This is a genomic window from Bradyrhizobium sp. HKCCYLRH2015, from assembly GCF_051168215.1.
Taxonomy (GTDB): domain Bacteria; phylum Pseudomonadota; class Alphaproteobacteria; order Rhizobiales; family Xanthobacteraceae; genus Bradyrhizobium.
Genome location: NZ_JBNPUO010000002.1, coordinates 725,425 through 739,113 on the forward strand (window position 1 = coordinate 725,425; position 13,689 = coordinate 739,113).

The window sequence follows — 13,689 nt, forward strand, 5'->3', positions numbered from 1 at the left end:
AGCTCTCATCCTCTCAAGCATTGAAACTTAAATCCCATTCTTGCCGCGGCCGTTTTGCCGACGCGCCGTGCGTTGCGTGCCGTATTCCGTTGTTCCGGGGCAGGCTCGGCGGGTGATGACCTCACGCGAAAAATCAGCGCCAGCATCTTGCCGCATCCCGTGCGATAATCGCCGCGCAAATCGTTGAGGTCCCCATGAAATCCGTCGTCATCACCGGCGCATCCACCGGCATCGGGTTCGCCTGTTCGAAGCACCTGCTCGCGCGCGGCTTTCGCGTGTTCGGCAGCGTTCGCAAGCAGGCCGATGCAGACCGTCTGCGCAGCGAGCTCGGCGCCAACTTCACGCCGCTGCTGTTCGACGTGACCGACGAGGCGGCGGTGAAGGCGGCCGCGCAGGAGGTGCGGGCGGCTCTCGCCGGCGAGGCGCTCGCCGGCCTGGTCAACAATGCCGGCATCGCCGTCGCGGGGCCGGTGACGGAGCTGCCGATCGCGCAGTTCCGCCATCAGATGGAGGTCAACGTCATCGGCCCGGTGATCGCGACCCAGGCGTTCGCGCCGCTGCTCGGAGCGGATCCCGCCATGAAAGGGGAGCGAGGCCGGATCGTGATGGTCAGCTCGGTGGCCGGGCGCAATGGCAACCCGCTGTTGGCGCCGTATTCGACCTCAAAGCATGCGATCGAAGGGCTGTCCGAGAGCCTGCGCCGTGAGCTGATGCTGTTCGGCATCGACGTCATCGTCATCGCGCCGGGCGCGGTGAAGACGCCGATCTGGGCCAAGGCCGACGAGGTCGACCTGTCGCCGTATCAGGCCTCGCCGTTCTTCCCGGCGTTGCAGAAGATCCGCGCCTTCATGCTGAATCTCGGCAAGTCCGGGCTGCCGGCCGAGACCATCGCCGCGCGGGTCGCCGACGCCTTGACCTTGCCGGCGCCCAAGGTGCGCTACGAGATCGCGCCCGATGCCATGAGGCAATGGATCGTGCGGGTGCTTCCGAAACGGACCGTCGATCGCATCATCGCCAAGCGGCTCGGCCTGATGCCCGCGACCAGGCCCTGATGCCGGCGATGACGACCATCGGCAAGACCCAGGCGGAGCTGACCCGCCTGGTCGAGGAGGACCTTCGCGCGCAGCCGGGCTGCGAGACCGCGCGCGTGCCGGCGGTTCATGCGCTCGACGTGCGCAGCGGCCGCAACTGGGAGATCCCGCACGTCGTTCTCGGCGACAGCCTGATCAGCGACGTCGACCGCGCCGTGATGAGCGTGCAGCGCCGGCTCGGGCGCGCGTTTCACCTGATCGACGATCCGGTCACGGCGTCGGACGCGGCAGCAACGCCGCAGGGCGACTCCTGAGCTTTCTCGCGGGGATGTAAGCCCCGCCGGCTCAGCTCAGCAGGCCCTGCCGCAGCGCCAGCCGCACCAGCTCGATGTCGCTGGCAACGCCGAGCTTGTCCTTGATCAGCGAGTGCAGGTTGGCAACCGTCTTCGGGCTGAGATGCAGCGCGGACGCGATCTCGTCCGTCGTCCGTTCGGCCAGCAGCATCTGCATCACCTCGAACTCGCGCGCGGACAGGACGTCGGCGGCGGCGCGCTCGCCGGAGAGGCGGCTGAGCGCGAGCTCGTGATCGATGTCGGGGCTGATCGCGATGCGGCCTGCCAGCACGTCCATGACGGCGCGCACGAGAGCCTCCGGCGGGCTGCTCTTGGTGACATAGCCGCGGGCGCCGGCGCGGATCGCCTGCACCGCGAAGCCGGCATTCTCATGCATGGTGAAGACGAGGATGCGCGCGCCGCGATCCCATTGCCGGATGCGGCGGATGCCCTCGATGCCGCCGACGCCCGGCATCGTCAGGTCCATGATGACGAGATCGGGCCTGACCTCCTTGAACAGCCGGTACGCTTCGGCGCCATCGGCGGCTTCGGCGACCACGCGCAGTCCCGGCTGCTTCTGCAGCATCGACCTGTAGCCCTCTCGGACCACGGCATGGTCGTCGACCAGCAGGATGGTGCCGGCGGGCGTCGTCATGCCGCGTAGGCCGTTTCCGGCTGCGCAGGCGAGAGGCCGGGCAGGGCCGGGAGCGGAATCTCGACGCGGAGGCGCGCGCCGCCGGACGTGGCCGCAAAACTCATCTGGCCCCCCATGGAGGCGACGCGCTCGCGCATGCCGAGCAGGCCCATGCCCGGCTTGTCGGGCGCATCGCCGGCAGGACCGTCATCTTCGACGGTGAGCACGGTCGTGCTCTCGGGCGCCGACTGGGCCGGCCCGTCCTGAAGCGTCAACTGCAATCGCACGCGCGTCGCGCCGGCGTGCTTGACGGCGTTGGTGAGCGCCTCCTGCGCGATGCGGTAGACGTTGCTGGCGACGATGCCGGGCAGCCGGTCGACGTCGCCCGACAGGCTGATCTCGAACACGGTGCGGCCGTGCTGCCGCCGGTTCCAGCCGGCCACGAGGCCTTCGAGGCTGCCGGCGAGGCCGAGCTCGTCGACATCAGGCGGACGCAGCCGCATCAGCGCGCCGCGCAACTGCTCCATCATGTCGCTCGCGGTGCGCGCGATGCCGTCGCATTCGCCGACCAGAGCGGGGCAATCCTGCGCGGCGCTGTGACGGATCGACGCTGCGAGCGCCCGGATCGCCGCCAGCGACTGGCCGAATTCGTCATGCAGCTCGCGGGCGAGGTGGCGGCGTTCGTCGTCTTCCAGGGCAATCAGGCGCCGGGTCAATTCGCCGCGCTGCGCCAGCGCCGTCTCCAGCCCCTCGGCGAGCTGATTGAAGGCATCGCGGATCGCCGAGAGCTCGGCGAGGTCGAACGGTGGCAGCCGCGCCGACAGATCGTTGGCGGCGATCCGCTCCAGCCCGGCGCGGATCAGCCGCGTCGGGCGCAGCGCGCGGGCCAGTGCGGCGTAGGCCAGCACGCACAGCAGCACCAGCGCCGTCCCGAGTACCGGCAGCAGCCGGCCGAGCTCGCGCCAGGCGTCCGCGGTCATGACGCCGGCATCGATCCAGACGACCGCATCGCCGGTCCTCTCGCCGCGAAACCTGACTGGCCGTGCCGCTTCCCGGCCCGGATCGAACAGCCGCCGATACGGCATCGCGAAGGCGCGGGGCGGATCGTCCGCCTGCGCGTCCGCGCCGCCGCAGATCCGCTGCACGATCACGCCGTCGACGCCGCGATAGGCGATGCACAGCCCCGGTCCCATCGCCGCGGCCGCGACCGCGTCGAGGTCGGGAAAGCCGGCCGGCGGGCTGTTGACCCAATGCATCTTGCTCTGCTGCAGTTGCAGCGTCCGGGCCGTGATCTCGGCGATCCGCGCGTTGCGCGCATGCACCGAGCGGTCGGTGTCGAACAGCACATAGGCGCAGATCGCCGCGAAGCAGAGCGCCGAGACCGCCGCGATGCGCAGCGTCAGGCGGTATTTGAGGTCGTAGCGGCTCCACATCTTCGGCGCGTCCATGGCAGCCCAGCCCGCCGGCATTTAACGGCAGAACCGCCCGGGCCAAAAGCGCCGCGGCCCGGTGGACGGTGCCGTCGTGAAATTTTCCCGTGCCTCGCCGGGATCCTCGCCGCTGCGGCCATGCCGCGCCGGCATCTAGCTTCGGAGCGCCAGACATCGTTGCAGGGGAATCTCATGTCGAACCGCCGCCTCGTCCGTTGCCTCGTTTTCGCGCTTGCTCTCGCGGCCGGCCCGGTCCGCGCCGCCTCTGGTGATGTCCCGGCCGTGCTGGTCGATGATTTCAGCTATCTCGACACGTCCGGCGAGCCGGTCGATCAGACCGCAGCGCATCAGCGGCGGCTGGATGCGTTCATCGCCGCGCTCCGCCGCGATGTCGCCGCGGATGCGCGGCTGCGTCCGGTCAGCCCGTCCTGCGCTCCGTCCTGTCCGACCGATGCGTCGCCGGAGGCACGGTTGCAGATGGCGGCCGCGGCCGGCGCCACCGTCGTGGTCACCGGTGGTGTCCAGAAGCTCTCGACCCTGGTGCAGTGGGCGCGGGCGTCGGCCATCGACGTCACCTCCCATCGGGTGCTGTTCGACAAGGTCTTCACGTTCCGTGGTGACTCGGACGAGGCCTGGCAGCGCGCCGAGATGTTCGTCTCGCGCCAGGTTCGCGACGCGCTGGCGCCGCCGGAGCCGATCCGGCTGGCACTCTTGCCATTCGAGCTCGACGACACCAGCGCAGGCGCTGCGCTCGGCGCGACGGAGTCCGACCAGAAGGGGCTGCAGGAGGCGACCGACGCGGTGCGGCAGCTGCTGGCGCAGTCCGGGCGTTATCGCCTCGTGGACGCCGCCGGCGAGATCAAGCCGGGGCAGCCGGTGCGTGAGTGCGACGATTGCGAGGCGCGAGTGGCGCGCGCGGTCGGCGCCCAGCAGTCGCTGCTCGGCATCGTCAGGCGGATCGGCCGCACCGAATACATCATCGGTTTTCGCGTCCGCCAGGCCGACAGTGGCGCACTCGTCGTCGCCGGCGACAGCGGGCTGCGCCTCGGCGCCAATTATTCCTGGAGTCGCGGCGCGGTGCGTCTGGTGCGCGAGCGGCTGCTCGAGACCGGCTCGGAGCGCTGATCGCGGCCCGGCCATCGCTCCGGTCCCGGAGCCGTCGCCGGGAGCTGCGCCGGTCCGCCATGCCGGACGATCGGCGCGCGGCTCCGTGCAAATCCGGGCTGTTGTGATTTGTGACGATTTCATTACGGTCGGATGACAGGATCGGCGTCCTTGATCTGTCGGCATGCGCCGGCGAAGGGCGCCCGCTTTCGACTGGCTGATGTCACTGACCCCGAACGACCAACCGATCACCACGCTCACTGCTGTGAGCGCGACGCGCTCCGCGGCCGTCCGGCTGTCGGCCGTCGCCGCGCCGCATGTCGCGGCGCTGGCCCTGATGCTGCACACCGAGACCGATTTCGGCTCGCGGCTCGGCTTCGTGCTGGCCTGGGGCATCCTGAACGGCTTCTGGCTGGTGCTGCTGCGGCGGCCTGCGGTGTCGGCCGCGCTGGCGCTGACCATGGTCGTGGTGCTGGTGCTGCTGTCGCAGCTCAAGCACGCTGTGGTCCAGATGACCGCGAACTTCGTCGACGTGATGCTGATCGACCACGACAGCGCGGCATTCCTGTTCACGATCTTTCCGAATCTCGAGCTGTCGGTGCTGGTGGCCGTCGCGGTCGTGTTGCCGCTGTTGGGGCTGCTGTGGTGGGCCGACCCGTTCCGGATCGCGCGGCTGCCGGCGCTCGCCGGCAAGCTCGCCTGCCTCGCGGCGCTGACGCTGTATTCGCTCAACTGGCGCGACGAGGCCTGGCGCGGCTACTATGACGACGGCTATCTGTCGAAATTCGCGCGCTCCGGCGTCACGGCGGTGTCGGACTTCCTCGCCAACGGCTTCATGGAATCCGACGCCACGGCTGATCGAAGTCTGGCTGCCTTCGTCCCGGATTCCTGTCATCCGGCCGCGCGCCGGCCGAACATCGTGCTGATCCACGACGAATCCAGTTTCGACATCCGCTCGGCTGAGGGCATCAAGGTGCCCGATGGCTATGGCAGCCACTTCAAGTCGTTCGACGGCAAGGCGCGGCAGTTCATGGCCGAGAGCAATGGCGGCCCGAGCTGGTTCACCGAGTACAACGTGCTCGCCGGCCTGTCGTCGCGCTCGTTCGGCCGTTTCGCCTATTTCGTGACGCGGATCGCGTCCGGCCGGGTCGAGCGCGGCCTGCCGCTGGCGCTGCGCAATTGCGGCTACGACACGGTGTCGCTGTATCCCGTGCAGGGCGCCTTCATGAGCGCGCGCAGCTTTCAGACCACTGTCGGTGTCGATCGTTTCCTCGACGCGCGCGATCTCGGCGCCAAGGGCGTCGAGCCCGACGGCTTCTTCTACGACGCCGCGCTCGATGTGATGCAGCACCGGCCGCGCGGCAAGCCGCTGTTCATGTTCGTCTATCTCGCCGCCAACCATTTCCCGTGGGAGACGACGTTCCGGCCTGATTTGACGCCGTCCTGGCGTGCGCCCGGCAATCTGCCTTCGATCGACGAATATCTGCGCCGGCAGATGATGAGCGCGGCGGACTATCAGCGCTTTCTCGCCAGCCTGAAGAAGAGGTTCGGCGACCAGCCGTTCCTGATCGTCCGCTATGGCGACCACCAGCCGGAGTTCTCGCCGCACATTCTCGATCCCAAGCTTGACGAGGCCGGCATCGGCGAGAAGCTCGAAAGCTACGACCCGCGCTATTATCGGACGTATTACGCGATCGACGCCGTCAATTTCGAGCCGCGCCAGAGCGCGGTCGTGATGGACCGGATCGACGCCGCCTATCTGCCGCTGGTCACGCTCGAGGCCGCCGGAATTCCGCTCGATCCGTCCTTCGCCGAGCAGAAGGAGATCATGCTCCGCTGCAAGGGCGTGTTCTACGCCTGCGGCGACGGCGCCGAGGCGCGCCGCTTCAACCGCATGCTGATCGACGCCGAGCTGATCCGCGGGCTGTGACCGGCCGACGCCAAGGTCGGCCGATCAGGGGCGCAGCCGCCGCTGCTAGTCCGCGGCCGCGTCGGTGACGATGCCGCCGATGTTCTGCCAGTGGGCGCCGTCGAACTGGATCATCTGCAACTGCTTGTTGACGCGATAATCGGTCGGCGAGGTCGTGATGCTGATGCCCGGCAGCAGCATGCCGAGCTCGACATGGTCGAGATGGGTGGCCTGCTTCAGCACGTTCTCCCGCGTCAGCTCGTCGCCGCACTGCTTCAGCACCTGGACCAGGAGCTCGGCGGTGATGTAGCCATAGACGTTGAAGTTCGAGCCCTTGTCGCCGTCGGGATAATATTTCTCCATGAAGGCGAGATAGCGCTGCACGCCGGGGTCGTTCTTGAATCCCTCCTCGAGCGGATCCTTGACGTAGCCGACGCTGATCAGGCCCTTGGCGTTCTCGAGCCCGGCGGGCTTCAGGGTGGCGCCCAGCGAATTGGCATTGATGTCGACGATGTGGACCGGCTTCCAGCCGAGCTCGGCGACCTTCTTGATGGCCTGCGCCGCCTGCTTCGGCGTCGAGGCGCTGAACAGAAGGTCGGCGCCGGCATCCTTCAGCTTCAGGATGTGGGAATCGATCGTCGGCTCGGTGATCTCGTAGGACGATTCGGCGACGATCATCTTGGCGGCCTTGTCGCCGAGCCCGGCCTTGAGGCCGGCGAGATAATCGCGGCCGAGATCGTCGTTCTGGTAGAGCACGCCGATCTTGGCGTCGGGATGGGTCTTGAGAATGTACTGGCCGTAGATGCGGCCTTCGACGACGTAGCTCGGGTTGAAGCCCATCGTCCAAGGAAAGTTCTTGGGATCGGTGAAGCGCGAGGCGCCGGTGGCCGCGAACAGTTGCGGCACCTTCTTCGAGTTGAGATATTTCTGCACGGCGACGTTCGGCGCGGTGCCGATGATCTGGAACGTCAGGAGCACCTCGTCGCTCTCGACCAGCTTGCGCACCTGCTCGACCGTCTTCGGCGGCGAGTAGGCGTCGTCATACTGGATCAGGTTGATCTTGCGGCCGTTCACGCCGCCCTGGTCGTTGATCATCTTCATATAGGCGGCCTGCGCCTTGCCGATCGTGGCATAGGCCGAGGCCGGCCCGCTCAGCGGCACGGTCTGGCCGACCTTGATCTCGCTGTCGCTGGCGCCGGTGTCGTACTTCTTCTCGGCCGCCGAAGCCGTCGCTGCCAGCGACAGCAGGACAAGCGCGGCCAGCGCGGTGGTTCCAATCCTCATCACATCCACTCCCTGATCATTTTTTGTGAAACTCATTCGGCCTTGATGGCGGCGTCGCGGATGACCGCGCTCCATTTCTTGGTTTCGTCGGCGATGAACTGGCCGAACGCCGCGGGGTCGCGCGGCTGCACGTCGAGCCCTTGTGCGAACAGCTTCTGCTTCATCTCGGGAGCGGCGAGATCGGCGAGGATCTCGCGCGACAGCCGGTCGACGATCGGTTGCGGCGTCTCGCCCGGCGCCATGAAGCCATACCAGCCCGACGCGACCACGTTCGGCAGGCCCTGCTCGCGCAGCGTCGGCGCCTGCGGATAGATCGCGCTGGGCTCGTTGGCGGCGACGCCGAGCACGCGGAACTGGCCGGCCTGGATATAGGGCAGCGCCGTGCTGATCGCGGTCAGCGTCGCGTCGACGCGGCCGGCGAGCAGCTCGGTATAGGCCATCGAGTCGCCGCGGAAGGGGATGTTGAGGCCGGTCACCTTGGCGTCGCGGAACAGCAGCTCGGCGGCGAGATGCGGCTGCGAGCCGGCGCCGGGCGAGGCGAAGGTCAGGCCTTCGGGCTTGGACTTGCCGTAGGCGATCAGCTCGGCCAGCGTCTTGTACGGCGCGTTGGCGCTGATCATTAGGAAGATCGGCGCGACGACGGTGCCGGCGACGGGGCGCAGATCCTTGATCGGGTCGTAGGTCAGCTTGCCGAACAGCGCTTCGGCGGTGACGTAGGGCGCAGCGGCGTAGAGCAGGGTGTAGCCGTCGGGTGCGGCGCGGGCGACGACGTCGTTGGCGATGCGGCTGCCGGCGCCCGGCTTGTTCTCGATGATGAACTGCTGACCGAGGTGATGTTCGAACTCCGTCGCCAGAAGGCGCAGTGAGATGTCGCTGGCGCCTCCGGCGCCATAGGGACAGATCAGCCGCACCATGCGGGTCGGCCACTCGCCCTCGGCGCGTGCGGGATGGCTGCGGCCCAGGGCCAGCGCGGCCCCGGCACCGAGCAGGCCACGGCGCGTCATCGTCAACGGTCTCATCGCGCATCTCCCTGTCTGCTGCATCCCTTGTCCGGGCTGCTCCGGCGCGTTCTTCGCTGCGCCTGGTCGTATCTGCTCGCGCCGCGTCAGATCACCTTCCTGCGCGCGAGATCGTCCATCTCCTGGTCTGACAGTCCAAGCCAGCCCTGGTAGATCTCCAGGTTGTCCTGGCCGACGTCGCCCGCGGCATGGCGCAGCGCCGCGGGATCGTTGCCAAAGCGCGGTACGACGTTCGACATTGCCACCGAGCCGAAATCGCGGTCGGGCACGCGCGTGATCATCTCGCGCGCGATCGCCTGCGGATCAGCTGCGATCTGGTCGATCGCATAGATCGGCGCGATCGTTCCCTTGGCCGCGGTGAAGCGCGCGACGACATCATCGAGGTCATGCGCGGCGCACCAGGTGGCGAAGATCGCGTTGAGCTCGGCCGAATGCTTCACCCGCGAGGCATTGTTCGCGAAGCGCGGATCCTCGATCAGGTCAGGACGGTCGATCGCGCGACAATTGGCGGCGTAGAGCGCGTTGGTCGAGCCGGCGAGCGTCACCCAGCGATCGTCGCGGGTGCGATAGACCGCGGCCGGCGCCGAGTAGCCGTTGGCATTGCCGATCCGGCTGCGGCTGAAGCCGAGCTGGTCGTGCTCGACGGGCAACACGTCGAGCAAGCGGAAGACAGCCTCGGTCAGCGCCAGATCGATCTCCTCGCCCGGCGCCTCGGGATCGCGCGCCCGCTTCCACAACGCCGCGAGCACGCCGAGTGCGCCGAAGGTGCCGCCGATGGCATCGCCGATCGGATAGCCCGGATGGGTCGGCTCGCCCTCGGCCTCGCCGGTGATGTAGGTGAGCCCGCCCATTGCCTCGAAGATGCGGGCAAAGCCCGGACGGTCCTTGTACGGCCCGTCCTGCCCGAACGCGGTGGCGCGCAGGATGACGAGGCGCGGCTGGATCGACCACAGCACCTCTTTCGTCAGCCCCCAGCGATCGAGCGTGCCGGGGCGGAAGTTCTCGATCAACACGTCGAAGCGCGGCAGCAGCCGCTTGAACAGCGCGAGCCCGTCGGGCGTGCGCAGGTCGAGCGTCGCGAAGCTCTTGTTGCGATTGGCGGTCTTCCACCACAGCGGCTTGCCGTCCTTGAACGGCGGAAAGGTGCGGACACCGTCGCCTTGGCCCGGCATCTCGATCTTCAGGACGTCGGCGCCGTAATCGGCGAGCAGCGTGGCCGCGAACGGCGCCGCTATGATCGTGGCGATGTCGAGAACGCGCAAACCCTGGAGTGGCCCGGCCATGTCGTGATGCACCTGTCTCAGCCGGCTTCGGCCGCAAGCGCCGGCTCCGGCGCGCGCCTGATGATCTCGGGCTCGGCTTCGTTGATGAGCGCCCGGATGCTGGCGGCGAGCGCCGTGATGCGCGGGCCGATCTCGGCCTCGAGCTGGCCCGGCTGCAGCCGGAAGGCGGGAATGCCGCAATTGATCGCGAAGGCGCGGCCGGAGCTGGCCGCGTAATGCAGCGGCGCGGCCACGGCGTGAATCGCCGGCATGTATTCGCCGATGCAGGTGCAGAAACCGCGATCGGCACATTGCGTGATGCCGCCGAAATAGAGTGCGGAAAAATCGCTCCATTGCTCGGCGTCGCCGGCGGCGAGCTGCGCGTCGAAACGCGCGGCCGCGCCTGGCGGCAGGATCGACGACGCGGCGCGCCCCATCGCGGTCGCGACCACCGAGATCGGCATGCCGATGTCGGGAACATGCGGGCCGACGTCGCCGGAGCGCGCGGTCTCGACATAGACCACGGCGCTGCCGTCGAGCAGGCCGATCGACACCGTGCCGCGGACGCTCGCGGCGAGATCCTGCATCAGCGGCCGCGCGATCTGCCGGAACGGCATGTCGGCGAGCAGCGGATGCGCCATCCGCAACGCGCGGATGCCGAGGCGATACTTCGCGAGCGCCTGATCGAACGAGAGGTAGCCGAGTTCGGTGAGCGTGTGGGTCAGCCGGGCCACGGTCGGCCGTGGAATCCCGGTCCGGACCGAGATGTCCATGTTGCCGAGCACCGCCGACCCGGTCCCGAACGCCTCCAGCACGAACAGGCCCTTGGCCAAGGTCGTGGCAAAGGCGGCATCGCTGGCGCTGTCCGCCAGCATCGTTTCGACGGCGCGGTCGCGGTTGATCGGGACAGGACGGGAAGAGGACATGGTCGAAGAATGACCGATCAACTCCCATGAGTCCATATGCTTGTTCTATATTGCTATTATCGTCCACTATGTGGACAAATCCGGCGAGCGCAACGTCCTTTGCTGATCCGGCGCCGGTCCCCTGATCGAGGGTTGTGAACCGGCCGGCGGCCCGCTACCGCTGTTTCGTCAACGTCCGGGAGGAAATCGATGTCGACCTCAGTCAAGCAGATGCTGGAAGCCGCCAACGCCGCGGTGCCGAAGATCACGCCGGCCGAGGCGCAAGCGATGATCGCCAAGGGCAACACGCTGGTGCTCGACGTGCGCGATGCGCCGGAGGTCGAGAAGAGCGGCAAGATCGAAGGCGCTCACCACGTCTCGCGCGGCATGCTCGAATTCCGCGCCGATCCGGACTCACCCTATCACGACAAGAATTTCAGCAAGGACAAGAGCGTCATTCTGTATTGCGCCTCCGGCGGCCGCTCGGCGCTGGCAGGGAAGACGCTGAAGGACCTCGGCTACGACAAGGTCTTCAATGTCGGCGCGTTCAAGGATTGGGCCGAGAGCGGCGGCGCGGTCGAGAAGCCGATCGAGCCGGGGATGTGAGATCACGTTCGATGCGGCGTTCGCATCGCTGCGATGGCAACGAGCGCGGCAGCGAGACCTGACGCCGCGCCGACGCCGAGCGCCCAGCGCGGGCCCAGGCTGTCGGCCACCCAGCCCACGATCGGTGCGCCGATGGGCGTGCCGCCGAGTGCGACGCCGACGCGCAGCGCCATCACCCGGCCGCGCATGGAGGGCTCGGTCGCAAGCTGCATCAGGCTGTTGGTGGTGTTGGTGAACATGAGCGCCGCGACGCCGATGACGACGAGCGCGGCGCCGAATAGCCAGATGGTCGGGGCGAGCGCGGCCAGCGTACAGCCTAGTCCGAACAGGCCGCTGCCTGCGAGCAGCGCGCCAAATCTCGGCCGGTGCCGGCTGGCGTTGAACAGGGCGCCGGCAACCGTGCCGACGGCCATGACCGAGGACAGCAGGCCGTAGCCGCGTGCATCGCTGTGAAAGACCTTGATCGCCATCGTCGAGACGAAGATCTGGAAGTTGAGCCCGAACGTTCCGATCAGGGCGAGCATGATCAAAGTGGCCCGAAGCTCCGGGTGGGACCATGCATAGTCAAAGCCGGCGGTGACGCTCGCCAGGACGTTCCCCTTGGCGTGCTGCGCCCGCGGGTTCGGACGCAGATCGGCGATGCGGAGCAGGTTCAACGACGCCAGCACGGCCATGAACGACGCGCCGTTGATCAGGAAGGCCCAGCCGGTGCCGAACGCGGCGATCACCATGCCGGCGATTGCCGGGCCGATCATCCGCGCGGCGTTGAACGATGTCGAGTTGAGCGCGATCGCGTTGGGCAAATCGTCGTTCCCGACCAACTCGGCGACGAACGTCTGGCGCACCGGAGCGTCGAAGGCTGCCGCGCAGCCGAACAGGAATGCGAACACGTCGACTTGCCAGAGCTGGACGACGCCGGTCACGGTGAGAAGGCCGAGGATGAGCGCGAACGCTCCCATCGTCGCCTGGGTGGCGATCAAGACCCGTCGCTGATTGAAATGGTCGGCCACGTAGCCGGTCAGAGGTAACAGCAGGAGCTGCGGCCCGTACTGCAGCGCCATCACCGTGCCGACGGCGGACGCGTTATGCGAGGTGAGCTGGATCAGCACCAGCCAAGTCTGGGCGGTGCGTTGCATCCAGGTGCCGATATTGGAGACGAGCGCGCCGGCCGCCCAGACCCGGTAGTTGAACTTGTGCAGCGACCGGAACATGCCCGGCGCCTTGCCCGTCATGATCGCTTCCGCAGATCGCCACCATGGAGCGCGCCGAAGTGTCGCGCGAGCATCAGGCCGATGGCGAGCGAGCCGAGGCCGAGAGCCACGACATCGCTTGTGTTTCTCAGTTCGAAATCGCCGACGCGGCAGACCAGCAGATAGCCGACGGCGACGTTGAACAGGCCCCAGAGCACGTTCACCGTCGACGAGGAGAGGCCGCGTCCCGAAGGTTTCGCGAACGGGCTCTGGAACGGCTGACCCATCAGGCCGGCCACGACATGCGGAACGGCGTTGGCCAGGAAGGCGCCGCCGAAGAAATAGGAAAAGAGATCAAGCCAGGTCATGTCAGGGGGGTCCTCGCGTCGAGCAGTCGGATGATGTCCGCAGACGTGCCGGTTTCGCCCAGTCGCGGAAAGACATGGGTGAGGCTGTACTGGTGCGCCTCGGGGCGCGTGTCGGTCATGGCGTCGACGGCGAGCGTGACGTTGAAGCCCTGCTCATACGCTTGCCGCGCCGTGGACTCGACGCCGGTGCCGGTGGCCACGCCGGCAACGACCACCTGCGTCACGTCGCGCGCCTTCAATCGTGTCTCCAGATCGGTGCTGGCGAAGGCGCCCCAGGTCCGCTTGGTCACCACGATGTCGTGCGGTTGCCGGTTCAGCTCGGGGATGAGATCGGCCCAGTCCGCAGGGAATGGCGCGGTGAGACGTGGCGGCCGCTCGGTCCGTCCCGGGGCGGTGCCGGCGACATTGACCAGCACGACCGGAAGCCTGAGCGCGCGGAAACGTTCCGCCAAGGCGGAAGCGCGTGCGATGACCTCGCCGATCGGATGCAGCAAGGACGCGCCGACGATGCCTTTCTGCAGATCGACAACGATGAGCGCGGTATTCAGATCGAGCTGCGTGAGCGCCATTGATGATCTCCTCTTGCACGGGGCGCGCGTTTGCGCGCGGCCGTCA

The 13,689-nt window shown here is 67.7% G+C and carries 14 protein-coding genes; 5 read left to right on the forward strand and 9 right to left on the reverse strand.

Annotated elements, in window-relative coordinates:
• The first annotated feature begins 194 nt into the window (after positions 1-194).
• Positions 195-1,052: an SDR family oxidoreductase gene (locus tag ACQR1H_RS07400; RefSeq protein WP_316239581.1), complete on the forward strand. Its 858-nt coding sequence runs from the start codon at positions 195-197 to the stop codon at positions 1,050-1,052.
• Complete coding sequence (locus ACQR1H_RS07405; RefSeq protein ID WP_315805576.1) at positions 1,052-1,345, forward strand: hypothetical protein; 294 nt, start codon at positions 1,052-1,054, stop codon at positions 1,343-1,345. The genes ACQR1H_RS07400 and ACQR1H_RS07405 overlap by 1 nt, the downstream gene beginning before the upstream one ends.
• Before the next feature lie 31 nt (positions 1,346-1,376).
• Here the strand turns inward: ACQR1H_RS07405 and ACQR1H_RS07410 are convergent, their stop codons facing one another.
• Complete coding sequence (locus ACQR1H_RS07410; protein WP_316217055.1) at positions 1,377-2,018, reverse strand: response regulator transcription factor; 642 nt, start codon at positions 2,016-2,018, stop codon at positions 1,377-1,379.
• Complete coding sequence (locus ACQR1H_RS07415) at positions 2,015-3,430, reverse strand: HAMP domain-containing sensor histidine kinase (protein ID WP_434907385.1); 1,416 nt, start codon at positions 3,428-3,430, stop codon at positions 2,015-2,017. The genes ACQR1H_RS07410 and ACQR1H_RS07415 overlap by 4 nt, the downstream gene beginning before the upstream one ends.
• A 189-nt stretch (positions 3,431-3,619) precedes the next feature.
• Between ACQR1H_RS07415 and ACQR1H_RS07420 the strand changes: the two genes are divergently transcribed.
• Together ACQR1H_RS07420 and ACQR1H_RS07425 are read left to right on the forward strand one after the other, a co-directional pair.
• A complete protein-coding gene (locus ACQR1H_RS07420) occupies positions 3,620-4,552 on the forward strand; it encodes a DUF2380 domain-containing protein (protein WP_316183557.1) in 933 nt (310 codons plus the stop codon).
• 199 nt (positions 4,553-4,751) lie between these two features.
• The gene (locus ACQR1H_RS07425; protein WP_434907354.1) at positions 4,752-6,461 is read left to right on the forward strand and encodes a sulfatase-like hydrolase/transferase; all 1,710 of its coding nucleotides are present in this window, start codon (positions 4,752-4,754) and stop codon (positions 6,459-6,461) included.
• Between the two features lie 45 nt (positions 6,462-6,506).
• Here the strand turns inward: ACQR1H_RS07425 and ACQR1H_RS07430 are convergent, their stop codons facing one another.
• The 4 genes from ACQR1H_RS07430 to ACQR1H_RS07445 form a co-directional block, all read right to left on the reverse strand.
• Positions 6,507-7,724 carry an ABC transporter substrate-binding protein gene (locus ACQR1H_RS07430; RefSeq protein WP_434907355.1) on the reverse strand — a complete coding sequence of 406 codons (1,218 nt, stop codon included), beginning with the start codon at positions 7,722-7,724 and terminating at the stop codon, positions 6,507-6,509.
• 32 nt (positions 7,725-7,756) lie between these two features.
• Positions 7,757-8,743 (reverse strand): Bug family tripartite tricarboxylate transporter substrate binding protein, encoded by a 987-nt coding sequence (locus ACQR1H_RS07435; RefSeq protein WP_434907356.1) that lies wholly within the window; start codon positions 8,741-8,743, stop codon positions 7,757-7,759.
• An 86-nt stretch (positions 8,744-8,829) separates the two neighbouring features.
• Positions 8,830-10,026, reverse strand: coding sequence for a CaiB/BaiF CoA transferase family protein (locus ACQR1H_RS07440; protein WP_434907357.1), 1,197 nt, complete (start codon positions 10,024-10,026; stop codon positions 8,830-8,832).
• A 17-nt stretch (positions 10,027-10,043) separates the two neighbouring features.
• Positions 10,044-10,931 (reverse strand): IclR family transcriptional regulator, encoded by an 888-nt coding sequence (locus tag ACQR1H_RS07445; protein ID WP_315805583.1) that lies wholly within the window; start codon positions 10,929-10,931, stop codon positions 10,044-10,046.
• A gap of 189 nt (positions 10,932-11,120) precedes the next feature.
• On the opposite strand from ACQR1H_RS07445, the gene ACQR1H_RS07450 reads away from it, so the two are divergent.
• Positions 11,121-11,516: a rhodanese-like domain-containing protein gene (locus ACQR1H_RS07450; protein WP_315805584.1), complete on the forward strand. Its 396-nt coding sequence runs from the start codon at positions 11,121-11,123 to the stop codon at positions 11,514-11,516.
• A 2-nt stretch (positions 11,517-11,518) separates the two neighbouring features.
• On the opposite strand, the gene ACQR1H_RS07455 is transcribed toward ACQR1H_RS07450, so the two are convergent.
• Genes ACQR1H_RS07455 through ACQR1H_RS07465 form a run of 3 tightly spaced genes read right to left on the reverse strand, consistent with a single transcriptional unit; the run spans position 11,519 to position 13,643 of the window.
• On the reverse strand, positions 11,519-12,748 hold the full coding sequence (locus ACQR1H_RS07455) for an MFS transporter (protein ID WP_316239590.1): 1,230 nt from the start codon (positions 12,746-12,748) through the stop codon (positions 11,519-11,521).
• Positions 12,745-13,074: a hypothetical protein gene (locus ACQR1H_RS07460; protein ID WP_315805586.1), complete on the reverse strand. Its 330-nt coding sequence runs from the start codon at positions 13,072-13,074 to the stop codon at positions 12,745-12,747. Before ACQR1H_RS07460 ends, ACQR1H_RS07455 begins: the two co-directional genes overlap by 4 nt.
• Positions 13,071-13,643 (reverse strand): isochorismatase family protein, encoded by a 573-nt coding sequence (locus ACQR1H_RS07465; protein WP_434874775.1) that lies wholly within the window; start codon positions 13,641-13,643, stop codon positions 13,071-13,073. The genes ACQR1H_RS07460 and ACQR1H_RS07465 overlap by 4 nt, the downstream gene beginning before the upstream one ends.
• Positions 13,644-13,689 lie beyond the last annotated feature (46 nt).